We start from the raw sequence: 22458 nt of genomic DNA, 5'->3' as shown, positions 1-22458 counted from the left end.
GCTCCCTTCAGAGCGCAAGGGTTACAGCACGAAATCGGCCGCCGACCAACCGGTCAGATCGTTGACCAGCACAGCCAGATCGGCAAAACCGTTGCCGTTAGTGTCGAGTTCCATTCGGTCAATGCCCGAAGTTCCTGACGCGACAACACGCACCTCCCCGGCGACCCCGGTGAAACTGCCGGTGACGAAGGTTGCCGTCCCGGCAAAGGCCGACAGGTCGATCTGGTCCTGACCTCGCGTGAAATCCAGGATTCTGTCGAGCGTCGCGTCGGCGCCAGCCGGACTGCCCGAGATGGCAGTATAGACAAATTTGTCACTGCCGCTGCCGCCGGTCAGAAGGTCCCGGCCGTCGCCGCCTCGAAGCATATCATTGCCGCCGCCACCAGAAATCGTATCATTGCCACCGCCGCCCCTGATGTCGTTGGCGGCAACGGAGCCGGTCAGCGTGTCGTTAAAGCCACTGCCGATGAGATTTTCGATTGCGGTCAGCGTGTCGCCCTCGGCATGGCCGCCAGTTTGCGCACCTATTGACGAAAGATTGACAGTCACGCCCTCGTTGGAACTCACATAGCTGGCCGTATCGGTTCCGGCACCACCATCGAGAGTGTCAGCACCACCTTTGCCTTCGAGGACGTCATTGCCGCCGAGAGTCGACAGGGCGGTGTCAAGGCTATTTCCCGTAACGTTGTCAGCAGAGGAAGTAGTGATGAATTTATTGCCAACACCACCAACTTCAGTAATGCCAACACCTCCAACTTCAGTAATGCCAACACCACCTTCAGTTTGAAGAAAGATGGCGAGGGAAATGCCCGCTGCTATCAAACCATATTCAATAGCGGTTGCCATAATAACAATCTCGCCTTCCGCAGGCTGGGTCGGGTCGTTCAATTGCAAGTTGAAGATGCCGGGCGACGGAGTTACAGCACTGAAATCTATTACTTCGTTGGTGCCTCCACCCGTATTGAAGGAGCCATGGTAGACCGGGCTGTTCGTATTGGCGTCGATGAAAGTCGCATTGGTGAGCGCAAGCGTATCATTGCCCTCGCCCCCGAAGACGTTGTTGACGCCAGTTCCGACAACGATCCTATCGTTGCCAGCACCGCCGCTGACTGTACTGCCGCCGCCATCGAGGGCGAACGCCGCGGCCAGCCCCGACCCGCCATTGCCCCCACCGACGACGAACGTATCATCGCCCGCACCGCCGATGATCGTATCGTTGCCGCCGCCGCCATCGATGGTAAGCGCGGTCGTCAGCGCCGAGCCGTCGAATGTGTCAGCGTCGGTCGTGCCCGTGATCTTTTCGATGGAAACCAGCGTGTCGCCCTCCGCATCGCCGCCGGTGCCGCTCCATCCGCCCGCCGCATCGGCCGTAAGGTCGATGAATGCAGCGCTGGAAGAATAATCGGCGATATCAAAGCCATTGCCGCCGTCGAGATAATCGGCCCCGGCACCGCCGATCAGGATATCGTTACCGTCCCGGCCGTAGATACTGTCGTTGCCGGCAAGCCCGGCAATGATATTGGCGGCGCTCGTCCCTTTCAGAATGTCATTGAAATTAGAACCGATGAGATTTTCGAAATCCGCAGTGATGACGTCGCCCGTCGCATGGCCTCCGCTTGCCAAGGTAACGAGGCCAAGCAGATTTGGGGTCAGGTCGACATTGACGCCGGCATTCGAAGACACATAGCCGAGTGTATCATTGCCGGTCCCGCCGGACAGAAGATCGGCAAGCCCCTTGCCCTCGACATAATCATCACCGGCCCCGCCAGCGAGTATATTGACCAGCGCATCGCCCTCGAGCACTTGGTCTTGCGGGCCGTCGATATGAATTTTCAAAAGATTAAGCAGATCTATGATGACAGAGATGATTATCCTCCCCGAGTATTGCTGCGTGAGGTCGGTCGTCATGGCCAAGACCTGTCAACGCAGCAAATGCGCCTACACAATACGCCTTATACGTCTAATCAAAAAGTAATATATTATTAAATCAAATATAACTCTTGGTATTTGCAAATAAATACTACGTAGATCAAAAGGATTATAGAAGGGTAGTAAGTGGCATCCGCGCAAAACGTAGTGCGCGCAAATGACGGTGGCACCAACTGCCGTCCTCATTGGACCTGCCCCCGAAGAGATGGGGTCAAGCCCGAGGATGACCGAGAGGTGAGCGGCTAGTAGAGTGTGTCGTAGAGATCTTCCCAATCCGGATTCAACCGTTCAATCAGATCAATCTTCCACTGCCGGTACCAGCGCTTTAAAGATTTCTCTCGTTGGATGGCGTCCACGATAAGGGCATGTTCCTCGTACCAGACGAGTCGTGTGCAGCCGTATTTCCAGGCAAATCCGGGTGTATGCCCTTCCTTGTGCTCATAAATGCGACCCGGAAGATCGGACGTCACGCCGATATAAAGTGTTCCATTCTTGCGGTTGCCAAGGATGTAGACATAGCCACTCATGCAGCATAATTCCGGAAAGTTCGCCAGCGCTTAATCTGCTTCGCCAATATTGTTCTTGTAAATTGGACGAAAGGCTAACGCGGTTGAATCAAGGCGAGCGCCTACCGACCTCAGTCGCGCTCGTGCGCGGCACCAACCTTTCCGTCATCCCAAAGCACCACTTCTCCGTCATCCTCGGGCTTGACCCGAGGACCCACCTTTCCGTTATCGTCGTGCCAAGCGCTACCTTGCCGTCCTCGGGCCAGCACCATCTCTCCGTCATCCCAAGCACCACCCCTCCGTCATCCTCGGGCTTGACCCGAGGACCCACCTTTCCGTTATCGTCGTGCCAAGCGCTACCTTGCCGTCCCGGGGCCAACCACCACCTCTCCATCATCCCAAGCACCACCTCTCCGTCATCCTCGGGCTTGACCCGAGGACCCATCTTTCCGTTATCGTCGTGCCAAGCGCTACCTTGCCGTCCCGGGGCCAACCACCACCTCTCCATCATCCCGAGCACCACCTTTCCGTCATCCTCGGGCTTGACCCGAGGACCCATCTTTTCTTCGGAGAGATCATTTCTTCCGCGGGATTCGAGATCTTGATGAGAGTAGAATGGGTCCTCGGGTCAAGCCCGAGGATGACGGAAAGGCTTGAGTCAAGCCCGAGGATGACGGCAAGGTGGTGGATGGCGGAAAGGTGATGGAGAGGTTGTGGTTGGCGGAAAGGTGACGGAAAGGTTGTGCCTGGTGCGAGGGTGACGGACGGAAAAGTGGTGCATAACGGAGAGGGAGTAGCTAGCTAGGGCCGCCCGTCACAACCCCGTTACCCCTCAAATCCCGCCTTTCCGTAACCCTTCGTTAAGAGTGCTTTCATACGTCCGCCATTATTATGCTATTGTCTTCGGATCAGGGGCCCCCAAGCGACTTCATGCGAATGCACCCTGATGGACATCTGGTGCGATTTTCTCCGCTTCCGGTGCTCATGGACGAAAATGTCCACTGCGCGCCGGACCTCGAAAACCGCACCAGCTGCCTCATCAAGCTGCATTCTCAAAAAAGTCGCCGATCCGCTTCAACATAACCGGTAGTTTTATGCTGAGAACTTCTGTTTTGCGTCATGTTCTTCTTGGCCTCACCGTTGCGCTGCCAGCGGGTTTGAGTGCGTCGGCTGCGCACGCCCAAAATCCTGTGCCTTCGGCGGCGGTCCCTACCCCAACGCTGAAGCCTTTCGCCTCGACGCAAACCCGCGTCAGCCCGGCCATCCAGGCGGCGATGCATCCGGACCCCGTGACGACGGCGGGCATTGCGCAGCCGTCCAAGCCTACGGCCATTGCCGGGAGCCTGAAGAGCGGGCTTGATGCCATCGCTTCGGGCGACGTGCGGCGGGCAATCGGCATCCGCAACGGCCTGCCTTCACAGGCGCTCGACCGGCATATATTGACCTGGGCGATCGGCCTTTCCAATGCGCCGGGCGTGCCTAGTTCCGAGATTGCGCAGGCCGCCGCAGAACTGCCGGGCTGGCCGGGGATGGCGACTTTCCGCAGCAATTCCGAACGGGCGCTTTACAAGGAAAATCCGGCGCCTTCGGTGGTCATAAGTGCCTTTGGCAATACCGCGCCGCAGACGACGGAAGGCGTGGTGATCCTCGCCCGCGCCTATGTGGCCAGCGGCAACCCGCGTGCGGCACGGCAAATCCTCGGGCCATTCTGGCGCACGAAGAAGCTCGATGACGCGCAGGAGAGCATGATCCTCAAGGAGTTCTCCGGCGTCATTTCGCGCGAGGATCACCTGACGCGCATGCTGACCATGCTCTATGAGGGCAAGGTGAAATCCGCCGGGCGCGTGGCCAAGCTTGCCGGTGCGACATCGCTGTATCAGGCTTTTGCCGCCGTGCTGCAGAAGGCGCCCGATGCCGGTAAGAAGCTGGCGCAGGTGGATGGATCATGGGCGCAGAACGCCGCCTATATCTTCGCCAAGGCGCAATATTTGCGGCGGCAGGAGAAATACAAGGAAGCGGCGGACACAATGGCTGCGGCGCCGCGCGATGCGGCTTCGCTGGTCGATCCGGATGCGTGGTGGACCGAGCGGCGGGTGCTTTCGCGCGAGCTTCTTGATATTGGCGATGCCAAGCGCGCCTACCGCGTTGCCGCCTCGCATAGCGCCGAAACACCGGCCGTTGCGGCGGATGCGGAGTTTCACGCGGGCTGGGTGGCACTCAGGGCGCTGAACGATGCGAAAACGGCGCAGAAGCATTTTGCCCGGATCGCCGAGATTTCGTCGCGGCCCATGTCGGCCTCGCGCGCCTATTACTGGCTCGGACGCGCGGCGGAAGCAGGCAGTGCGGGGAGCGCCAGCGAATATTATACGCGGGCTTCCCGCTACGGCACCACGTTTTACGGGCAGCTTGCGGCGGCGAAGCTCGGGCAATCCAGCCTGCAACTGCCCTACCCCAAGCCGACGGATGCGGAGCGGACGCGCTTTGCACAGCGCGAGGCTGTGCGGGCGATCCAGCGGCTCGAGGATACGGGTTACGATTCGCGCGCGGCGATGCTTTATACGAGCCTGGCGCAGGAACTCGACAGTCCGGGCGAACTGGCGCTGCTGGCGGTGATGGCCGAGCGCAAGGGCAATCATTACGTCGCCCTGCGCGTCGGCAAGGCTGCGGCGCAGCGCGGTATCGATGTAGGCGCGCTGTCGCATCCGATCGGCGCTATTCCGGGCAATGCGAATATTTCCGGCTCCGGCACGGCCCTCGCCTATGCCATCGCCAGGCAGGAGAGCGAGTTCAATCCTTCTGCCGTATCCAGCGCCGGGGCGCGCGGCCTCTTGCAGCTTTTGCCCGGGACGGCGAAGGGCGTCGCCACCCGCGCCGGCATGAGCTATTCGAAGGACCGGTTGACGACCGATGCGGCCTATAACGCGACGCTCGGCGCGAAATTCCTCGGCGAGCAGATCTCGAAGTTCGATGGTTCGTATGTGCTTACCTTTGCCGGCTACAATGCCGGCCCGACCCGCGCCAATGAGTGGGTGGCGAAATATGGCGATCCGCGCGGCAAGTCGCTCGACGAGGTGGTCGACTGGATCGAGCGCATTCCCTATACCGAGACACGCAATTACGTGCAGCGGGTGATGGAAAACTACGAGGTCTACAAGGCGCGGCTTACCGGAAAAGCGCAGATCGAAAGCGATCTGACCGCCGGACGGCGCGGCTGATCGCTTGGCCTTTCGCGAGATTACCTACGATGCGCCGGATGGATTGAAGCTTTACGCGCGGGTGTACGAACCGGCGCGTGATACGAAGAGCCTGCCGCTGGTGTGCCTGCCCGGCCTGACGCGCAACGCCAGGGATTTCCATGAACTGGCGCTGGTGCTTTCCGAGCACCCGGAAACACCGCGGCGCGTGGTCAGCTTCGACTATCGCGGGCGCGGGCTATCCGCCTATGATCCCGATTTCACGCATTATAATATAGGCACTGAAGCCGGCGATGTGATTGCGGGGCTCGGGGTGTTCGGGATCGATCGCGCGGTGTTTCTCGGCACGTCGCGCGGCGGGCTGATCATCCACATCCTCGCAACGATTGCGCCGCAGCTCCTGGCCGGCGTGATCTTCAACGATATCGGCCCGGAGATCGCGCCGGCGGGATTATTGCAGATCAGCCAGTATCTGAGCAATCCGCGCATGCCGAAGAACTGGACGGAAGCGGCGGAGATCCAGCGGGCCGTGCATGGCGCCGCATTCCCGGCGCTGAGGGATGCGGACTGGGAGCGCTTCGCCCATGCGATTTACCGCGAGATCGATGGAACCATCCGCCCGGACTACGACCCGAACCTCGTGAAAACGCTGGAAGGCGTTGATTTCACGCAGAAATTGCCGGATCTATGGGCGCAGTTCGATTTGTTGGCCGAACTGCCGCTGCTGGTCATCCGCGGGGAAAACACGCCGCTGCTGGCACCGAAAACGGTGGAGGAAATGACACGCAGGCATCCAGCGCTGCAGGTGATCAACGTGGCGGGCCAAGGCCACGCACCGATGCTGGAAACCGGACGCTTGCCCGAGCTGATCGCAGCGTTTGCCGCCGGGGTGGATCTTCGGGCGGTTTAGGTTGCTGATTTGCCGGATGGCAATGCCACAAAGGAAAATAGGATGCTCAGCCGCTTTTGCCGGTTCTCGCTGGCTTCGCTGCGGTCTTTTTCGGCGCGGCCTTGGGCTTCGCCGCAGGCTTGACCAGGCTCGTGGCCTGCTTGACCCAGCCCTCGCGATGCGCGCGGCCGGGAAAGCCGATTTCCTCGCTGACCCAAGCGGCTTCGTCGGAAGTCCAGCCGGCGATCTGGTCGTAGTGGAAAATGCCGGCCGCGAAGAGTTTCGATTCAATCACCGCACCAATGCCATCGATGTCGGTCAACTTGTCGGGCTTGCCGCGGCGTGCAGTCTTGAGTAACGCCGGGCGGTTCTTGTCATCCTGCCTTGGGCTTCGCACGATCTTCGCCTCGGCCTTTGCCTGGCTTTTCTTTGGCGCGGCCGTCTTGCGTCCCGATCTGCTGCGGCCCGCACCCGCAGGGTCTGGCGCGGGAACCGGTTCCGCCGGCGGAATCATGGCGGCGGCTTCTCTGGCAGATTTTTTCACATCATCATTCGCAGGTGTACCGAGCAGCGGCAGGGACGCAAGCCGCGCATCGGCGGCCTTCGTCGAGCTCTCAGAAACAGAATCTCTTTTTGCCGTGAACCTCTTGGAAACATTGCCTAAAATCGCGCCGATGATAAAGGCGGCGGCAATGAGGAACAGCGACGATAAAATGAACATCACCATGATAGTTATCCCACCTTCGCTATCGAAGTCAGGCCTGGGTCGACCAGCCGACATAGAAACCGACAAGAACAGCAATCAGAAGAAAGAGCCAGAGCTCGCTGATCAGATACCACATGCCGTTGTCCTCCCAATGGCTTAGAGCCCATTTTGAAACTCTACTGCGGCGGTCATCTGACGCTGTTTTCTGCGCTTCCGGTGCTCACGTACTTAATGTACGCTCCGCTCCGGTTCTCGAAAACCGCGCCATATGTCTCGCTGCAGCGACTTTCACAACAGGCTCTAATTGTTGCTGGCGCTGGCCGGCACTTCCAATTTCACCTCGCCCGGCTTGCCATTGCCCGGCAACGCCGTATGCAAGGCAGCATTCAGGCTATCATAGCCATTCGAATTGGCAGCGGTACCCCTGATGTTGTAGGTTTCACCCGAAATTTCCACTTCACCATTGGTCAATTGCGCCGCTTGCACCAGCGCGAAATCGACAAGATCGAAGAAGCCCGGCGGTGCGCCGCGCGCCACAGCCATTTCATCCAGAATTTCGATGCCGGGCATGGCACGTTCCGCGGCGGCGAGGATCCTGGCGCGGGCGTCGCCATAGGGAACATTGCCCGAAAGCAGGATACCTTCATCGGATTTGGTGACCGCGAAGGAAAAAGGCACAGCCAGGGACAAAAGTGTCGCCTGATTGTCGACGACGCGAACGCCTCTCGTTGCGCTCACAATTTTCAGCGCCTCGGCGAGCGCTTCCTCGGACGGTGCAATTCCCTTGAGGACCAGATCGCGGCCATCGATTTCGGCACTCGCCCATGGATTGCCGGTATCGAGCGCATTGTTGGCTGCATCGGTGAGCTCACGGTCGATCGGATCTGTCAAAAACCACATGGCCAAGGCCGTCAGCAGCGCAACGGTGATTACGCCTGGCCAGAACCAGCTTTTGATTATGTGCATATATTCAATACTCTCTCGTCTTACCCGCAATCATGTCTGCCCGCTATTTATGGCCATTTCAACACAGGGGTGTGTCCGCGTGCCACAAACATCATACAGCACCGGATTTTCGGCAAAAGAAAACCCGGCAGCTTGCGCTGCCGGGTCCAAACCAACCAATCCGATGAAGGATTAGAAGTTGCGCTGGAAGCGGATGATGCCGCCGAATGCGTCGTCTTGACCGCCGTTGAACTCGGAAGCGGCCAGACGGGCACCGTCAAACTTGGTGTAGTTGATTTCTGGCGTGATCGTGAAGCCAGGAACCAGCTCGTAAGCTACGTTAAGAGCGAAAGCGTATGTGCCTTCTTCTTCCCAAGCAGCCTGACCGTTGATGGTTGCCTTGTCGGTAGCCTTGACGGAGATACCGCCCCAAGCTGCCCAATCGCCTTCCCATGTACCGAACCAGTTGCGGTTGTCGAGATCGACCGAGCCGTCGACCGGATCGAAGCTGTCATCATAATTTGACTGATAACCACCCATGATCCAAGCGGAGAACATCTCGTTGAACTTCACGTCCAAACGCAACTTGCCGGCGAACTCTTCAACGTTGGAGTCGTAACCGACAACAGCCGAAACGCCGCCCCAACCCTGTGTGAACTTCGCACCAGCAAGAACGTGTGGCATGTAGTCTTCGATGACATAGTTGCCGCCGAGTACGGTAACGTCATCCGAACCCTGTTCAGCACCGATCATTGCGGAGAAACCGTTGCCGCCCGTGAAGGTGTAGCTGACCTGGTTGCTCTGGCCGGACTGGTAGTTGATCACGTCGTCGTTGATGATCGCGCCAGCATAATCTGTCCACGAACCGAAGAGTTCGTCAGCAGTACCGATGCGGAAGCCACCGAGTTCGATCCATGCCTGCGGAAGCGAACCACCGCTGTCGGCACCATCGTCATACTGAAAACGGCCCTGGATGTAGGAACGCAGAGTGCCAAGTTCGGTTTCCGAACGAGCGTCGAAACGAATTTCTGCACGTGTGCGCTTGTGCCAGGTCTCGTCACGATCGCCATCATCGTTCACGCGGCCGAGATTAGCACCGGTATAAGGATTGTCGCCGGCCTGGGCATCATAACGGACATAGCCGCTGATCTTCAGGCAGGTCTCGGTCCCCGGAATGTAAAAGAAGCCAGCGCCGTAAGCGTCGCAAACGCGAACGTATTCGACGGGCTCTGGTTCAGCGACGACGACTGCATCTGCAGCGCGTGCCCCTGATACTGCAACGAGAGCTGCAGCGGAGCCGATGAGAAGGCTCTTGATGTTCATTTCTGACCTCCAGTCAAAGTTAAAAATGGGTCTGGGCATTCCAATTTGGCTGAAGGACAACCTGTCCCCATCCCCTAAGTCCAAGAAGAAATGCGATGAACGCCCTTCCTCTCGACAGACCATACTCGCCAGCGCCGGGGTTTCAACCACGAATGTCCGCATCGGCCCCTTGCGAGGGCTCTATGCCAAGCCGCTGTTGCACAAAAGCCACGAAATCGCCTCGGGTCCTGCAATATCTTTACCCCTCATTAATATTGGTAACCCGGTTTTTAATAAAATCTTGCCGGAACGTGGCGGGATTGGAACGGCGAACACCCCGGGAATCGGCCATTACAGCGGTGTTGCCGGCCAATCGCTGAATCGAATCAATGATTTCCTGCTCTCTCCGAATGGTGATTTGACATGACATATCTCTACCTCCTTATCGCCATAGTCTGCGAAGTAGTGGCAACCTCCGCCCTTAAACAGGCCGATGGATTCACCAGACTTTGGCCATCGCTGGTTTGCATTGCCGGCTATGGAGCGGCGTTTTACCTGCTATCGATTCTGGTGAAGACCATGCCCGTCGGCATTGTCTATGCGATCTGGTCCGGCGCGGGAATCGTGCTGATCGCAGCCGTCGGCTGGTTCTGGTTCAAGCAATCGCTGGATATTGCTGCGATCGTCGGGCTGATCCTGATTGTCGCCGGCGTGCTCATCGTCAATCTCTTCTCCAGCTCGGTCGGGCACTAGAGCGGGTTTTTGCTGGCCAAATTGGTGCGCCAGCAACGCATTTTCCAGGAGCCTCCCGTCGAATCTTGACTGGAGGTCAGAAATGAACATCAAGAGCCTACTTCTCGGCTCCGCTGCAGCCCTCGTTGCAGTAACCGGCGCCCGCGCTGCAGACGCAGTCGTCGTCGCCGAACCCGAACCTGTCGAATACGTCAAAGTGTGCGATGCTTACGGTGCGGGATTCTATTATATTCCGGGGACCGAAACCTGCCTGAAGATCAGCGGTTATGTCCGCGCCGATATCAGTGCGGGCGACAACGCCTATACCGGCGAAGAACGTGACACCTATGACTGGCGCGCGCGTGCCCTTCTCCGCTTCGATGCCCGTTCGGAAACGGAACTAGGTACATTGAAGTCCTTCGCCGAGCTTCGCTACAACTTCAAGAATGGCGCGGACGCTGAAACCGTCGACCTGAACCAGGCAACCATCGAGCTTGGCGGCTTCCGTGTCGGTGCAGCCGACTCGCAATTCACGAGCTGGACCGGTTACCTCGGCGACATCATCAACGACGACGTGGTCGCTGAAGGCAGCTATGGCACCAACCAGATCAGTTATACATTCACCGGCGGCAATGGTTTCTCTGCGTTCATAGGGGCAGAGCAGGGTAATGGCGACAACCTGATCAATGACTATCTTCCTCACATCGTTGGCGGTGCGAAATTTGAACAAGCTTGGGGTTCGGTCTCAGGCGTCGTTGGCTACGACTCCAATGCGGAAGAATGGGCTGGTAAGCTCCGCGTCGATGCCAAATTCAGCGATACGATTTCAGCCTGGGTTCTGGGCGGATACAAATCTAACGACGGAACTGATTTCTACGGTACCTGGAATGGTGATTTCGCTGTCTGGGGCGGTATTGCCGCCAAGGTTACGGACACCGCAGCTGTCAATGCACAGGTCGGCTATGAAGAAGAAGGCACATACGCTTTCGCTCTTAACGTAGCTTACGAGCTGGTTCCTGGCTTCACGATCACGCCGGAAATCAACTACACCAAGTTTGACGGTGCTCGCGCGGTCGATACCGACGACGCATTTGGCGGCATCCTCCGCTTCCAGCGCAACTTCTAATCCTTTGATTGGCTGACTCAAACCAATGCCGGGCGTTCCGGCATTGGTTTTTCTTCACAAAAATACTCAGCAAGAGCATTCGGCCTTCGTTGTTTTGAATTGCGGGTATCGGCGAAGACCTTTGTCCCCCTCACCAGATTGAAACACCCAAGCCATTTTTTATTTGATTGGAGATCGGAAATGAACATCAAGAGCCTGCTTCTTGGCTCCGCTGCAGCTCTCGTTGCAGTATCCGGCGCGCGTGCCGCAGATGCGGTCGTCGTTGCTGAACCAGAACCTGTTGAATATGTTCGCATTTGCGACGCATATGGCGCCGGCTTCTTCTACATCCCCGGGACCGAAACCTGCCTGAAGGTCAGTGGTTATGTCCGCGCGGATATCCGCGGCGGCGACGATGCTTATACGGGTGTCGAGCGCGACACCTATGACTGGCGTGCCCGTGCAGTTACCCGCTTCGATGCCCGTTCGGAAACCGAGCTCGGCACATTGCGCTCCTATGCCGAACTTCGCTACAATTTCAACAATGGCGCTGACAAGGAAACGGTTGATCTGAACCAGGCAACCATCGAGCTTGGCGGTTTCCGTGTTGGTGCGGCCGACTCGCAGTTCACGTCCTGGACCGGCTATCTCGGCGGCGTCATGTCCGATGACGTTATCGCCGAAGGTAGCTACGGCACCAACCAGATCAGCTATACCTATTCCTCCGATAATGGCTTCTCGGCATTTGTCGGTGCGGAACAGGGCAAGGGTGTGTACCTGATCGATGACTATCTCCCGCATATTCTTGGTGGTGCGAAGTTCAAGCAGGGCTGGGGTTCGGTTACCGGTGTTGTCGGTTACGACTCCAAGGCTGAAGAATGGGCCGGCAAGGCTCGTCTGGACGTAACGGTCACAGAGGCTATCTCGGCTTGGGTCATGGGCGGATACAAGTCTAATGATGTCAAAGACTTCTACGGTACGTGGAATGGCGATTACGCTGTCTGGGGCGGTATTGCTGCCAAGGTTACAGACAAGGCAACTGTCAATGCACAGGTTGGCTATGAAGACGAAGGCACAGTCGCTGCGGCTTTGAACGTGGCTTACACGCTGGTTCCAGGTTTCGTTATCACACCGGAAGTCAACTACACCAAGTTCGATGAAGCTCGCCAGGCCCGTACGCCCGGCGCCAATGAAGATGCCTTTCAGGGTATCGTCCGCTTCCAGCGCAACTTCTGATCAACTAACAACCAACGCCGGGCTTTTTCCGGCGTTGGCCTTCCCCTCAAACCATATTCACCATTCAATTTTTAGCGTTCGTAGAGCAACGCACAGACATTTAGCGAGAGAGGATTTTCAAACCGGTCGTGGACCGAGGAGATGGTGACATGTTTGGACAACAACCAGCGAGGTTGGACGTTGATGAAGCCGGTGACGGTTTTATCAAACGGAAGTCTATTAGTCTAAAGTGGCATGGGTTTCCGGATTGCGCTTTCGGAAAAGACGGGTACAACTCGTCGGATATTGTACCGAATATTTTTCCGATGTTTGTTTTATCGATTAGAGCGCAATCATTATGACGATTTCAGCCTTGGGTGTCGCCCCCTCCCCGCCCGAAACGGCGTTCCCGGTCCGGTTCCAATACGATCTCAGCTATGCTTCGGCGGATCACGGGATCAAGCGATTGGTCAAGGAGCATTCTCTCAACAATCTGACCGCGCAATATATCAGTATTCTCTGGGATGAAGGTTCACATAAAACCAATGTCCGGTCTTTCCTTGGAGAAATCTGCGAAATATTGAGCGGCGAGCGTTTCAGCGTTTTCACGCAGGAAATGCTCGATTCTGTGATCGGCACGCTACGCGAGCGCGGCAATAGCAATGCAACCATCAATCGAAAGATGGCTGCCTTGAGCAAGCTGCTGCGGAAGGCGTGCAAAATGGGCGACATTTACAATTTGCCGGAGTTCCGGCGCCAAAAGGAACGGCAGGGGCGTATCCGTTTCCTTGAAGCGGAAGAAGAACAGCGGCTTTTCTCGGCGATCCGCATGCGCTGCGAAGACAGCTACAGGTTGAGCGTGTTTCTGGTCGATACGGGGTGCCGGCTTGGCGAAGCGATCGGCCTCAACTGGAACGATCTGCAGGATTCGCGATCGACCTTCTGGCTGACGAAGTCTGGCCGCAGCCGCACGGTTCCTTTGACCAGCCGGGTGAAGGAGGTCGTCCAGATCCCGCATGGCCGGTTGAAAGGCCCTTTCGCCATGCACACGCAAGTTCGTTTTCGCGCGATCTGGAACGAAGCCAAGGCGGAAGTCGGGCTTGGGACAGACGATCAGGTGGTCCCGCATATTCTGCGCCACACCTGCGCCTCGCGGCTGGTGCGCGGCGGTATCGATATCAGGCGCGTACAGATCTGGCTCGGTCATCAGACGCTGTCGATGACGATGCGCTACGCCCACCTTGCGACCAATGATCTTGACAGCTGCGTGGCTGTGCTCGAACGCCATTAGGGTTTGTAGGCTCATGGCAAGGCAGCTCGCAAACGGCGCTCTTTTGTGCTCCGGTGTTCACGTACCACAATGTACGCTGCGCTCCGGTGCTCGAAAAACCACCTTTTCGACCGACATGAATCTCGACCGCCCCTAAAGCACAGTTCCGTTTGCCATCTGCAAACAGAACTGGCTCTGAATGAACAAGATTTGTATTACCTATTGGACCAGCGGCATGCGGAAGGTGAACCGCGTTTCTTCCGGAGTCGAGGAAACCTCCAGCGTCCCGCCATGCACGCGCGCGATTTCCGAGGCGATATAAAGCCCGAGCCCCAGCCCCTGCTGGCCGGCCCGCGCTTCGCGCCGGAAGAACGGCAGGAATAATTGCGCCATTGCTTCCGGCGGGATTGGGTCGCCGGTGTTGGAGACCCACAACTCAAAGACGCCATCATCAATCGATGCGTTGACGCGAATGGGACCATCCTCAGAACCGTGCATCAGGGCATTGCCGAGGAGATTCGACAGGAGCTGGCCGATCCTGCCCCGGTCGCATTTCAGTGGATCTTCGAAATCGAGATGCGCCTCGACAACGTGGCCTGTCCGAACGGAAGCCAATTCATCGATGACCTGAACCAGTGTCGGCTTCAACGGTTCCGCATCGTCGAGTTCCAGCACAACGCCATCCCCTAGCCGGGCGCGCGCCAGGTCGAGCACATTGTCGATCAGGCCCGACATGCGAACGACGCTGCCGCGGATCAGCTTGACGATGTCCGTCGCTTTCTCATCCAGTTGCGAGCGAAGCAGCATGCGCGTTCCAGAATCGATCGACGCTACCGGATTGCGCAGATCGTGGCCAAGCACGGCGACGAATTGCTCGCGGAATTCGGAAATCTTGCGCTCGTCGAGAAGAGCCGCTTCCGTTCTCGCCAGACGCTCATTCGCATGCAGATGAAGGGCGATCAGTTCGGCAAACAGTTTGAACATGCCAATCGTCTCGGGATTGTTGAGGCGTGCCGGCCGTGGATCGATGGCACAAAGCGTGCCGAAAAACGAACCATCCGGGAGGATGACAGGCATCGAAATATAGCTCTGGAAGCCGTAGATCGCCGGCGTGTGATGATTGGAATAAACTGGATCGTTCGAGACTTCGTCGATGACCACCGCCTCGCGGCTTTCGCGGATTTCATCGCAGATGGTGGTTTTCAGCTTCAGTTCATCGCCAGGCTTGAGGCCAAATTCGATCGCATCCAGAACCTGGCAGGCGATCCAGCGATCTTCCGTTACTCGCGCTACGGCGGCAAAGCCCATGCCGGTACTGCGGCAAACGACATCGAGGATCATCGGTACCGCATCAATCCGGCCGATCGCATCGATGTCGGCCTGAAAGTCATTGGTCATAAAGGCTTCCGATATTGCAATCGCACCCAGGGTCCGAGACATAGCCGTTTTTGAGCGTGAGAAAAAGTGACATTGGCGTGTCGGGACCGCAAAGGCCGGCTCAGGGCCGGGACATGTTAATGGGCAAAGTACTTTCCATGAGATGGTGCCACTATCCAAGAAAAACTATGCCATATAACCTTCTTTCCGATTTAGCCTCATAATACATCTGCATTACGGGCATCTAACCTTGACGATTAATTGACGTTGCGTCACTCATCTGTAAGGATTTCGTCCGGCACATCGGAGACCTTGCATGGCACTATGGTTGGATATACTTCGCGAGAAAAACGACCTTGCGGGGCAGCTGAGCGAAAAGATACCAAGGTTCCTCGCCTATGAGCGCCTGACACTGGATCAGGCAACGCGGCTGCACATCTTTCTGGAAAATCACGCGGAAGAAATGCGAAACCTGGCCAGGGAGATCGGCGCAGTCGACCTTGTCGAGGCATTGCATGAAGCCGCCGATGCGCTGGACAGTATATTCTCTGACCTTGCGGCGGCGGCCGAGCTGAAGGTTGCGGAGCTTCGCCAGAAAGAGGCTTATGTCAACGCGCCGCCCGCCCCGAAACTCGCCTACAGCTAAAGCGAGCGGACAGTAATCACCCGCCGAATTGGCAGCGGTTGACGATCTGTCCCGCCGAAAACTTCGCTGCGCGGCGCCAGGATTCGTCCGTATCGCCGCGGTAGGTGATCAATTCCCCGCAAACCGCGCGCTGGTCGTCGACATTGAGCACAGAATATTTGACCCAGCCGATCAATGTGCTGGTCTTTTCGACGATGCCGATAACGACAAAACGTGCTCCTGCCTGCCTTGCCTGCCGGGCAAGCGGTTCGAAGCCCGGGTCCGCTGCCGTGCATTGCGAGGCCTCGCAAGGCAGCGTGACGAGTTTTACCTTGCCGCTGGCAGCCAACTGATCGCGCAGAAAATCAGCGAGCGCCTTCAGCCTCCGCTTGTGCGCGTCGCTCTGATCGACCGGTTCACCGGAGGTGTCAAGAAAGTCAAAATTTGCCACTGCAACCGGCACTGTGGACTCGGCACGCGCCGGCAGAACAGCCATCACGGCGCCGAGCACCACCGCCGCAAACGAGGCATGGACTGTCATTTCATCATCCTTTTTTGGTGCCCAAAGAAGGATAGTTGAAACTGCAACGATGTCCAATCTAACGGCAACGTGGCCGTCGACAACTTCTCTTGCCTCTTGACATCCAACGTTCACATTGAATTGATAGGGGACGGCTCAGCGTCAAGAGGAGCATTCATGCACGACGATGATGAAGACGACAATATCATGCATTACACCACCCCGATGTGGTGCCATTTGCTCATCTTTGGCTTTGCTGTCTCGATCGCTGTCGGTATCTGTCAACTCTGTTCGTAACATCCTGCCTGCACGTTAAAATAAACGAGGCCCGACCCTCAGAAACTTGAGGGGACAAGGCCGCGCAGGGTCTCGATGGCCGCATGGGCATGGCGGACGACTCTGAATAGACAAAACTTGCTCTAAAGCCGTCTAGCGGTGTTTGCGCTGCGTCTGGAACACCAGGATCAGGACGACAGCAACAGCGAGCAGAATAGACAGATCACGCATAACCGTAACCTCCAAATGCGAACGGACCGCGCGTCGAAGCCGCGCAGGGCCATTTTGTCCGATGATCATTTCCGGCCGGTTCATATGAAGTCCAGCCAGCAACGAACCCCCTTGCGCAGACATTCGAAGATTAGCCGGATCGACATATGAAATCGATTGTAGGTTTGGTGCGGAAATATCAAAATCTTATAAAGAACCAGTGGTTTGGCTGGCGAAATAGCAGATTTACCTTTCACCCCACAGCAACCGGAGAAGCGTGGCGTTTTCCCTCGTGATACTCGCTCCACGCCTGTCGGAGGATTTGCACCGAAGATGTAAGGAAGATACCTGCCATGAGTGCTGCAACTGCCAGGTCAGGCCATGCGGTCGATGTGCCCCACACTCCAAAAGCCGCAGCCATAACCACAACGTTGCCGATCGCGTCATTGCGGGAGCAGAGCCAGACAGACCGAACATTCGCGTCGCCATCTTTATAAGGTCGCAGCAGGAGAACGGAGCCAAGGTTTGCAGCCAGCGCCAAGAAACCGATCACACCCATCACCTCGGCGCTCGGTAGTCCGAGGACAAAGACTTGATAGACGGTCGAACCAAAGACCCACACAGCCATGACGGAAAGCGAGAGTCCCTTGAACAGGGCGGCTGTCGCGCGGGTGCGCAGGCTTGCCCCGATCACGGCGAGGCTCAACCCATAGGTGACGGTGTCAGCCAGGAAATCCAGGGCATCCGCCTTTAGCGCTTGCGAACCCGCCAGCTGACCAGCAACCATCTCGGTCAGGAACATCGCCCCGTTGATGGCAATCACAGTCCAGAGTATTCGTTTGTAGCGCGGGTCTACACCGTCGAAGATTGGCACTCCACCGGAACAGCAAGTGTCTTCAACCTTGTCGAGGGCGGCTGCCTTGTCCACCGGAAGGACCAACGGGGCCGGTGCGCAAGAAGTGCTCGTTTCGTGGTTACAGCAATGTTCAGCCATGCAGTGCCTCCTTTATTGTTGGCAACCTAGTCCCTATAGTGACTAGAGGTTCAAGAGGTTTTTTCATGGATTTTTCGATTGGCGAACTCGCGCGGCGCACACAGGTAAAGGTGCCAACCATACGCTACTATGAACAGATTGGCCTCTTGGCACCCCCACCTCGCACGGAAGGGCAGCAAAGACGCTACGACAAGACGAGTGTAGCGCGACTTGCCTTCATCAGGCATGCGCGTGAGCTCGGCTTCAACATCGAGGCAATCCGCGCGCTTCTCTCGCTGCAGGACAATCCGGATCAATCTTGCAGCGTTGCCGACAGGATCGCATCAGTGCGCCTCGCTGAGGTCGAGGAACGCATTGCCAGCCTCAGCGCCCTGCGAGCGGAATTGCAACGGATGCTCGAGGAATGCGCCTGTGGCCGGGTCGCTGAATGCCGCGTAATCGAGACCTTGGCAGACAACAGCCACCGGCATGGCCGCTTAACTGACAACTGATCGGATGGCGATTGTCCGCAATGACAAACGGAGCAAGACCTCTAGCCCGCGCTGCGGAACCCACATAATGGGTGAGCCATGTTGACGATGCTCGTATATGCTGGCGCCGCCGTCGCGGAAATCGCCGGTTGCTTCTCCTTCTGGGCGTGGCTCAGGCTCGACAAGTCGGTGCTTTGGATCATACCCGGCATGGCCTCACTGTCGCTATTTGCGTACCTTCTTACTTTCGTTGATACCGCCGCGGCGGGACGCGCTTATGCGGCTTATGGCGGGGTTTACATCGTCGCCTCGATCTTATGGCTGTGGCTCGTCGAAAACAGCAAGCCTGATCGGTGGGACGTGACAGGGGCAATTATCTGCCTCGTGGGTGCCGCTGTTATTCTGCTCCCGACGAGAGCCTAGCCCGTAGTTAGGACATCGAAGGAGCTGCCCAACCGCTTGTGGCACGAAGCGGACGATGTTCATCCTTTGAAGAGAGGCTGCCGATATGGCAATACGTGGCGGGTCGGCAGGTTGACGTCATGCCACTTACTTTCGACCAAACACCTCGGACAAAATCACCTTCACCGCTGCCTGAGCCGCCGTGGTTGCCGTGTCATTGTACTGAGAGCTCGGGCCATATTCGACGCAGGTGTCGGCATAGCTGAAGGGACGGCCCGTCGCTGCATTCAACAACTTTCCATCCTCTTCCTTGCGCCAGCAATTTCGCGACGTCTGATTGTCTGGATCGGCAAAGCGTGCGGGATTGCGCGGACTGTCGAACCCATGCAGTGCGCCATCGTACTCGGTCATTGTTGCGTCGTTACCTGCCTTGGCCAGACGCTCTATATAGGAACGACAAGGAGCAGGTGGTGTCCAGTCGTCGTCAGCGCCGTGGAATTCGCGAATTGGTACGGCCGCAACCTTCAATTCGTCGACAAGCTGGAAATTGCAGGCAGGGTAAAAGGGCAGATGCGCTACGATTTGAGCCCTGGAAGGGCCGAATGATCGCTGAAACCGTATCATTGCCGAATACAAAGCCGTGTTGCCGCCGCGGGAGAATCCCATCAGTGCAACACGGGACGCGTCAATATCCGGGTGTTCGGCCAGTGCATCCGCAGCCCGGTATGCATCGTAGATCTGCGTAAACTGGCCGAACTGAGATTGATCGGTTGACGCTTGGGTGAGACCCCGGGCCGTGTAGCTGTCCAGGCTCAGTGTAGCTATACCTATACTGTTGAGAAACCTCGACCATCCCCACACTGCTCCACTCCCAGGACCATCGGTGCCGTGGAGCAAGATGACGACAGTAAGTTTGCCTTTGTCGTCCGGGCCGCTCAGAACACCCTTAAGCACGACAGGTATCCCTGCTTTCTGGTTGCCTTTAAGGAAATCCTCGTCCGATAAGGTGCGGGATTGGATTTCCAGTGTGTTCTCCAAAGCGAATGTGGCTGTGCCAAAAAATGACGCGAAGCTCAACACGACGAAAAAAGCACTTACCCTGATCATGACCGCAATCCTCGGAGAGTTATAAGTGAAAGTTACACGATGGGCGGGTTCTCCAGTATGTTGCCCATATATCGTGTGTTCGACATCGAAGATGCAGCTAGCTGGCGATAATTGAAGCAGTCAGCCTTGCCACTACGCGAAACCAGGCTGGCCGCCGGTCCATTTGTCGACAAGCCAGAAGGCAGCGGAGGGTGGCGCAGATCTACGGACGTCCCGCAGGCTGATCCTGCGGAAACTTGTCGTCATGGACGACCGCTACCGCTTGGTCGAGGTTGTTTCTCACCTCGAAACCGATCCAGTGACCGTCCATCAGATGTGTTTGCCTCGCACAGGCGAGGAAATATTTTCCGGCCTGCATAGCGACAAAGTTGATTTGCCTTCGCTCATTATATTTGATTCCCTCTGGCGGATCGGTATACGCCCCCCAGACAGCATCCTTGGCCGTCAACTTCACCGGCATTTCTGATTGAGCATAGACCCTGGTCACCATCAGGCTATGCGGGAAAGACAAGGAGCCATTGATGAACGTGATCTCTACTGACCAATCCGTTGGGACGATTATGGTAAGATTGCCGCCCCAGTATCCGTTGAAATCGATAATGTCGGTCCGGATGTTGTCCCTGCGATACCGTTCGACCTGATTCCAATCGGCAACAATCTCTATCGCCACGGTTTTTGCTGCGGGTACGTTCTTGATCCAGCTCGGTACGAAAGGCTCGCCGGCCAGTGCAATTCCAGGCAACAGTCCCAAAACGATGAAGGCGAGAAAGGCAATATGGGCACGGCACGCCATCGCGGAGCTCCTCCCGAGCGCGATATAGACCAATCCAACGAAAGTACTCTCAAATGAAGTGCCACACCAGCAAGCGCACATTAGCCGCAAACTTTGAGCCCTGAACCGTCATGTCCAATTCTGTGCTTCGAAGATCAAGCTCCTCGACGATAATGACCGCTGTTGGGCCCGAAGCAGACTAACCTGATCGTTAACCCAGAAGCCTTGCGCACTGTACGATGGCCTTGGTGGGCCAAGAGACGACTGTGCGGATTGGCGGTCAGTACCCCTTGTCGGAAAAGCACTCCTCCCTTACGATGTAACAATGTTACAATCAGTCAGTGGAGCGCCGGCCAATCCGGCCAATTCAGCAAGCCCTCGATTTTTTGAGAGCGCTGGCATCAGAACGGGGTCGCGGGTTCTCGATATCGGCTGTGGGAACGGTGACCTTAGCCGGTTCGTCGCGAGGCTGGCCGGGCCGCAGGGCGAGGTTGTTGCAGTTGACAGGAGCGAAGCGGCGCTGGCACTGGCACGTGCCGCAGGAGGTGAACCGGATGCGGCGCCGATCACTTATCACGCGGTCGATCTGGCGGACGATCTGCACGATCTAGGTCGCTTCGATGTGATCGTCGGACGCCGTGTTCTGATGTATCTCCCAGACGCTTCCGCCACGCTCGCTCGGCTGGTCGGACTTGCGAAGCCTGGGGCGATACTGGCCTTTCAGGAACACGCGCGCGCCAATCTTCCCTTCGGTCTTGCAGCCCTTCCTCTGCATCAACGTCTTTACGACTGGATATGGGACACAGTTGCGGCCGAGGGCGGCGATGTGACACTTGGTCTGCGCCTCGTTGAACAGATGCGCTCACAGGGGCTTTCGATCGCTCAGGCACGCAATGAAGGCGTTCTGATCCAGCCCGGTGAACCTTCCTTCCTCCCGACCCTCATGCGGATCATGCTGCCACGCTTGATCGAACATTCTGTTGCCTCGGCGGAAGAGGTTCAACCGGATACTCTCGCACAACGGATCGAGGATGAACATCGCGCTGTCGGCGGCACGATCGTCTGGGATCAGGCCTTTCTCGTGGCGGGACAGGTCACGGGCTAACCTGCAATGTCCGCGATTGGCGCCATTTGTGGTAGATCGAAAACTTCGGGCTGAAGTTTCCCCGCCTTCATTAGATGTCGCAACGTGTACGATATTGAGAGCGCGTCATCGAGCGCATCATGCCCCTGCAATGGAGGATGTTCGACACCGTAGTAGTCGGCCAGCTTGTTACTGGGCGTCTTCGCTAAATCTTCTATTGGCATCCCCGCTGCGACAAGAAGCTTGACAGCGTTGTCGAACCGCTGGGCGGGAATTGGCGGCTGTAGTCCTGCTACATAGCAACTGATAGCGATCATGTTTAGTTCGTCCTTGCCCCAAGACCAAAACCGCGCACCATCCGAGAAGCTGTCCAAGGCGGCGAGGCCATCCTGCAACGCTACGCCCTCGGAATCCATGTTGTGCTCGGTGATACCCGTCAGATTGGTGAAGTAGGGATCAAGCGGGTGCCTTTTGCCAAAACGATCGATAGGCCGAACGTACGATTTAAGCGTATCCAGGATTGGAAAATCGCCTTCAAGGCCGAGTTTGACGGCTCCGATTTGCGCAATGACAGGATCGGGATCGATGGCTGCGCACCAAAACCGACTTTGCGATCCCTGAATGCACAGAAACTCACAGTCGAACACGATTGCTGTCTTCATTATTGCTGCTCCATTCATCGAGTCGCAGAATATCGAGTTCGCGAAGCGTGGCAATGACAGCAATTGGCGCGAAGCATGTGTAATCGGGCGGTCCCCCCAGGGACGAGCTCCCACTACTATCCCGGCTTGACCGAGATGAAGGGAGATGACGATGTTTTATGCTGCT

23 protein-coding genes and 1 pseudogene are annotated in these 22458 nt (G+C 57.1%); 11 read left to right on the top strand and 13 right to left on the bottom strand.

Features of this window, described 5'->3' with window-relative positions; genetic code table 11:
• Positions 1-21 precede the first annotated feature (21 nt).
• Together C7476_RS06375 and C7476_RS06370 are read right to left on the bottom strand one after the other, a co-directional pair.
• Positions 22-1908, bottom strand: a complete 1887-nt coding sequence (locus tag C7476_RS06375) for a calcium-binding protein (RefSeq protein ID WP_114429077.1) — start codon at positions 1906-1908, stop codon at positions 22-24.
• A gap of 263 nt (positions 1909-2171) precedes the next feature.
• Positions 2172-2456: a GIY-YIG nuclease family protein gene (locus C7476_RS06370; RefSeq protein ID WP_114429076.1), complete on the bottom strand. Its 285-nt coding sequence runs from the start codon at positions 2454-2456 to the stop codon at positions 2172-2174.
• 1073 nt (positions 2457-3529) lie between these two features.
• Between C7476_RS06370 and C7476_RS06360 the strand changes: the two genes are divergently transcribed.
• Both C7476_RS06360 and C7476_RS06355 read left to right on the top strand, forming a co-directional pair.
• Positions 3530-5650 carry a lytic transglycosylase domain-containing protein gene (locus C7476_RS06360; RefSeq protein ID WP_114429074.1) on the top strand — a complete coding sequence of 707 codons (2121 nt, stop codon included), beginning with the start codon at positions 3530-3532 and terminating at the stop codon, positions 5648-5650.
• Positions 5651-5654: 4 nt separating this feature from the next.
• The gene (locus tag C7476_RS06355; RefSeq protein WP_114429073.1) at positions 5655-6539 is read left to right on the top strand and encodes an alpha/beta fold hydrolase; all 885 of its coding nucleotides are present in this window, start codon (positions 5655-5657) and stop codon (positions 6537-6539) included.
• 46 nt (positions 6540-6585) lie between these two features.
• Here the strand turns inward: C7476_RS06355 and C7476_RS06350 are convergent, their stop codons facing one another.
• The 3 genes from C7476_RS06350 to C7476_RS06340 form a co-directional block, all read right to left on the bottom strand.
• On the bottom strand, positions 6586-7245 hold the full coding sequence (locus C7476_RS06350) for a hypothetical protein (RefSeq protein WP_114429072.1): 660 nt from the start codon (positions 7243-7245) through the stop codon (positions 6586-6588).
• 279 nt (positions 7246-7524) lie between these two features.
• Positions 7525-8190: a BON domain-containing protein gene (locus tag C7476_RS06345; RefSeq protein WP_114429071.1), complete on the bottom strand. Its 666-nt coding sequence runs from the start codon at positions 8188-8190 to the stop codon at positions 7525-7527.
• A 171-nt stretch (positions 8191-8361) separates the two neighbouring features.
• Positions 8362-9492 (bottom strand): porin, encoded by a 1131-nt coding sequence (locus C7476_RS06340; protein ID WP_114429070.1) that lies wholly within the window; start codon positions 9490-9492, stop codon positions 8362-8364.
• Between C7476_RS06340 and C7476_RS06335 the strand changes: the two genes are divergently transcribed.
• From C7476_RS06335 to C7476_RS06325, 3 genes are all read left to right on the top strand, one after another.
• A complete protein-coding gene (locus C7476_RS06335) occupies positions 9485-9898 on the top strand; it encodes a hypothetical protein (RefSeq protein WP_114429069.1) in 414 nt (137 codons plus the stop codon). The two genes, C7476_RS06340 and C7476_RS06335, sit on opposite strands and share 8 nt — an antisense overlap.
• The gene (locus C7476_RS06330; RefSeq protein WP_114429068.1) at positions 9895-10224 is read left to right on the top strand and encodes a DMT family transporter; all 330 of its coding nucleotides are present in this window, start codon (positions 9895-9897) and stop codon (positions 10222-10224) included. Before C7476_RS06335 ends, C7476_RS06330 begins: the two co-directional genes overlap by 4 nt.
• 82 nt (positions 10225-10306) lie before the next feature.
• Complete coding sequence (locus C7476_RS06325) at positions 10307-11329, top strand: porin (RefSeq protein WP_114429067.1); 1023 nt, start codon at positions 10307-10309, stop codon at positions 11327-11329.
• 17 nt (positions 11330-11346) lie between these two features.
• Here C7476_RS06325 and C7476_RS28100 read toward each other — a convergent pair whose 3' ends face one another.
• Entirely contained in the window at positions 11347-11517 is a 171-nt protein-coding gene (locus tag C7476_RS28100) for a hypothetical protein (protein WP_181872368.1), read from the bottom strand.
• Here C7476_RS28100 and C7476_RS06320 point away from each other — a divergent pair.
• Together C7476_RS06320 and C7476_RS06310 are read left to right on the top strand one after the other, a co-directional pair.
• Positions 11510-12544: a porin gene (locus C7476_RS06320; RefSeq protein ID WP_114429066.1), complete on the top strand. Its 1035-nt coding sequence runs from the start codon at positions 11510-11512 to the stop codon at positions 12542-12544. The genes C7476_RS28100 and C7476_RS06320 overlap by 8 nt on opposite strands.
• Before the next feature lie 466 nt (positions 12545-13010).
• Positions 13011-13814, top strand: a pseudogene (locus C7476_RS06310) (tyrosine-type recombinase/integrase); the annotation flags it as partial.
• Between the two features lie 198 nt (positions 13815-14012).
• Here the strand turns inward: C7476_RS06310 and C7476_RS06305 are convergent.
• On the bottom strand, positions 14013-15191 hold the full coding sequence (locus C7476_RS06305; RefSeq protein ID WP_114429433.1) for a GAF domain-containing sensor histidine kinase: 1179 nt from the start codon (positions 15189-15191) through the stop codon (positions 14013-14015).
• Between the two features lie 295 nt (positions 15192-15486).
• On the opposite strand from C7476_RS06305, the gene C7476_RS06300 reads away from it, so the two are divergent.
• Positions 15487-15816 (top strand): hypothetical protein, encoded by a 330-nt coding sequence (locus C7476_RS06300; RefSeq protein ID WP_114429063.1) that lies wholly within the window; start codon positions 15487-15489, stop codon positions 15814-15816.
• Between the two features lie 16 nt (positions 15817-15832).
• Here the strand turns inward: C7476_RS06300 and C7476_RS06295 are convergent, their stop codons facing one another.
• The 3 genes from C7476_RS06295 to C7476_RS06285 all read right to left on the bottom strand — a co-directional run bounded on the left by C7476_RS06295 (position 15833) and on the right by C7476_RS06285 (position 17795).
• The gene (locus C7476_RS06295; protein WP_147274624.1) at positions 15833-16336 is read right to left on the bottom strand and encodes a DUF2380 domain-containing protein; all 504 of its coding nucleotides are present in this window, start codon (positions 16334-16336) and stop codon (positions 15833-15835) included.
• A 408-nt stretch (positions 16337-16744) separates the two neighbouring features.
• Positions 16745-16906, bottom strand: a complete 162-nt coding sequence (locus C7476_RS28095; protein WP_181872367.1) for a hypothetical protein — start codon at positions 16904-16906, stop codon at positions 16745-16747.
• A gap of 148 nt (positions 16907-17054) precedes the next feature.
• Positions 17055-17795, bottom strand: coding sequence for a cation efflux transmembrane domain-containing protein (locus C7476_RS06285; protein ID WP_114429060.1), 741 nt, complete (start codon positions 17793-17795; stop codon positions 17055-17057).
• Positions 17796-17860: 65 nt separating this feature from the next.
• On the opposite strand from C7476_RS06285, the gene C7476_RS06280 reads away from it, so the two are divergent.
• Complete coding sequence (locus C7476_RS06280; protein WP_114429059.1) at positions 17861-18286, top strand: MerR family transcriptional regulator; 426 nt, start codon at positions 17861-17863, stop codon at positions 18284-18286.
• 78 nt (positions 18287-18364) lie between these two features.
• Positions 18365-18688 (top strand): YnfA family protein, encoded by a 324-nt coding sequence (locus C7476_RS06275; protein ID WP_114429058.1) that lies wholly within the window; start codon positions 18365-18367, stop codon positions 18686-18688.
• Between the two features lie 126 nt (positions 18689-18814).
• Here C7476_RS06275 and C7476_RS06270 read toward each other — a convergent pair whose 3' ends face one another.
• Together C7476_RS06270 and C7476_RS06265 are read right to left on the bottom strand one after the other, a co-directional pair.
• Positions 18815-19774: a dienelactone hydrolase family protein gene (locus C7476_RS06270; protein ID WP_114429057.1), complete on the bottom strand. Its 960-nt coding sequence runs from the start codon at positions 19772-19774 to the stop codon at positions 18815-18817.
• A gap of 202 nt (positions 19775-19976) precedes the next feature.
• Entirely contained in the window at positions 19977-20567 is a 591-nt protein-coding gene (locus tag C7476_RS06265; protein WP_114429056.1) for a sulfocyanin-like copper-binding protein, read from the bottom strand.
• A 304-nt stretch (positions 20568-20871) separates the two neighbouring features.
• On the opposite strand from C7476_RS06265, the gene C7476_RS06260 reads away from it, so the two are divergent.
• Positions 20872-21651: a class I SAM-dependent methyltransferase gene (locus tag C7476_RS06260; RefSeq protein ID WP_114429055.1), complete on the top strand. Its 780-nt coding sequence runs from the start codon at positions 20872-20874 to the stop codon at positions 21649-21651.
• On the opposite strand, the gene C7476_RS06255 is transcribed toward C7476_RS06260, so the two are convergent.
• The gene (locus C7476_RS06255) at positions 21648-22292 is read right to left on the bottom strand and encodes a 3'-5' exonuclease (RefSeq protein WP_114429054.1); all 645 of its coding nucleotides are present in this window, start codon (positions 22290-22292) and stop codon (positions 21648-21650) included. The two genes, C7476_RS06260 and C7476_RS06255, sit on opposite strands and share 4 nt — an antisense overlap.
• Positions 22293-22458: the final 166 nt, after the last annotated feature.

Source organism: Phyllobacterium bourgognense, from assembly GCF_003337575.1.
Classification (GTDB): domain Bacteria; phylum Pseudomonadota; class Alphaproteobacteria; order Rhizobiales; family Rhizobiaceae; genus Phyllobacterium; species Phyllobacterium bourgognense.
The sequence above is the reverse complement of the archived record's forward strand: the minus strand, read 5'-3'. Positions and strand labels throughout refer to the sequence as shown.

Coding starts and splice junctions, on each gene's coding strand:
- C7476_RS06375 (WP_114429077.1), bottom strand. CDS start 1,908: ATGACGACCGACCTCACGCAGCAATACTCGGGGAGGATAATCATCTCT.
- C7476_RS06370 (WP_114429076.1), bottom strand. CDS start 2,456: ATGAGTGGCTATGTCTACATCCTTGGCAACCGCAAGAATGGAACACTT.
- C7476_RS06360 (WP_114429074.1), top strand. CDS start 3,530: ATGCTGAGAACTTCTGTTTTGCGTCATGTTCTTCTTGGCCTCACCGTT.
- C7476_RS06350 (WP_114429072.1), bottom strand. CDS start 7,245: ATGGTGATGTTCATTTTATCGTCGCTGTTCCTCATTGCCGCCGCCTTT.
- C7476_RS06345 (WP_114429071.1), bottom strand. CDS start 8,190: ATGCACATAATCAAAAGCTGGTTCTGGCCAGGCGTAATCACCGTTGCG.
- C7476_RS06335 (WP_114429069.1), top strand. CDS start 9,485: ATGTTCATTTCTGACCTCCAGTCAAAGTTAAAAATGGGTCTGGGCATT.
- C7476_RS06340 (WP_114429070.1), bottom strand. CDS start 9,492: ATGAACATCAAGAGCCTTCTCATCGGCTCCGCTGCAGCTCTCGTTGCA.
- C7476_RS06330 (WP_114429068.1), top strand. CDS start 9,895: ATGACATATCTCTACCTCCTTATCGCCATAGTCTGCGAAGTAGTGGCA.
- C7476_RS06325 (WP_114429067.1), top strand. CDS start 10,307: ATGAACATCAAGAGCCTACTTCTCGGCTCCGCTGCAGCCCTCGTTGCA.
- C7476_RS06320 (WP_114429066.1), top strand. CDS start 11,510: ATGAACATCAAGAGCCTGCTTCTTGGCTCCGCTGCAGCTCTCGTTGCA.
- C7476_RS28100 (WP_181872368.1), bottom strand. CDS start 11,517: ATGTTCATTTCCGATCTCCAATCAAATAAAAAATGGCTTGGGTGTTTC.
- C7476_RS06305 (WP_114429433.1), bottom strand. CDS start 15,191: ATGACCAATGACTTTCAGGCCGACATCGATGCGATCGGCCGGATTGAT.
- C7476_RS06300 (WP_114429063.1), top strand. CDS start 15,487: ATGGCACTATGGTTGGATATACTTCGCGAGAAAAACGACCTTGCGGGG.
- C7476_RS06295 (WP_147274624.1), bottom strand. CDS start 16,336: ATGACAGTCCATGCCTCGTTTGCGGCGGTGGTGCTCGGCGCCGTGATG.
- C7476_RS28095 (WP_181872367.1), bottom strand. CDS start 16,906: ATGAACCGGCCGGAAATGATCATCGGACAAAATGGCCCTGCGCGGCTT.
- C7476_RS06285 (WP_114429060.1), bottom strand. CDS start 17,795: ATGGCTGAACATTGCTGTAACCACGAAACGAGCACTTCTTGCGCACCG.
- C7476_RS06280 (WP_114429059.1), top strand. CDS start 17,861: ATGGATTTTTCGATTGGCGAACTCGCGCGGCGCACACAGGTAAAGGTG.
- C7476_RS06275 (WP_114429058.1), top strand. CDS start 18,365: ATGTTGACGATGCTCGTATATGCTGGCGCCGCCGTCGCGGAAATCGCC.
- C7476_RS06270 (WP_114429057.1), bottom strand. CDS start 19,774: ATGATCAGGGTAAGTGCTTTTTTCGTCGTGTTGAGCTTCGCGTCATTT.
- C7476_RS06265 (WP_114429056.1), bottom strand. CDS start 20,567: ATGGCGTGCCGTGCCCATATTGCCTTTCTCGCCTTCATCGTTTTGGGA.
- C7476_RS06260 (WP_114429055.1), top strand. CDS start 20,872: ATGTTACAATCAGTCAGTGGAGCGCCGGCCAATCCGGCCAATTCAGCA.
- C7476_RS06255 (WP_114429054.1), bottom strand. CDS start 22,292: ATGAAGACAGCAATCGTGTTCGACTGTGAGTTTCTGTGCATTCAGGGA.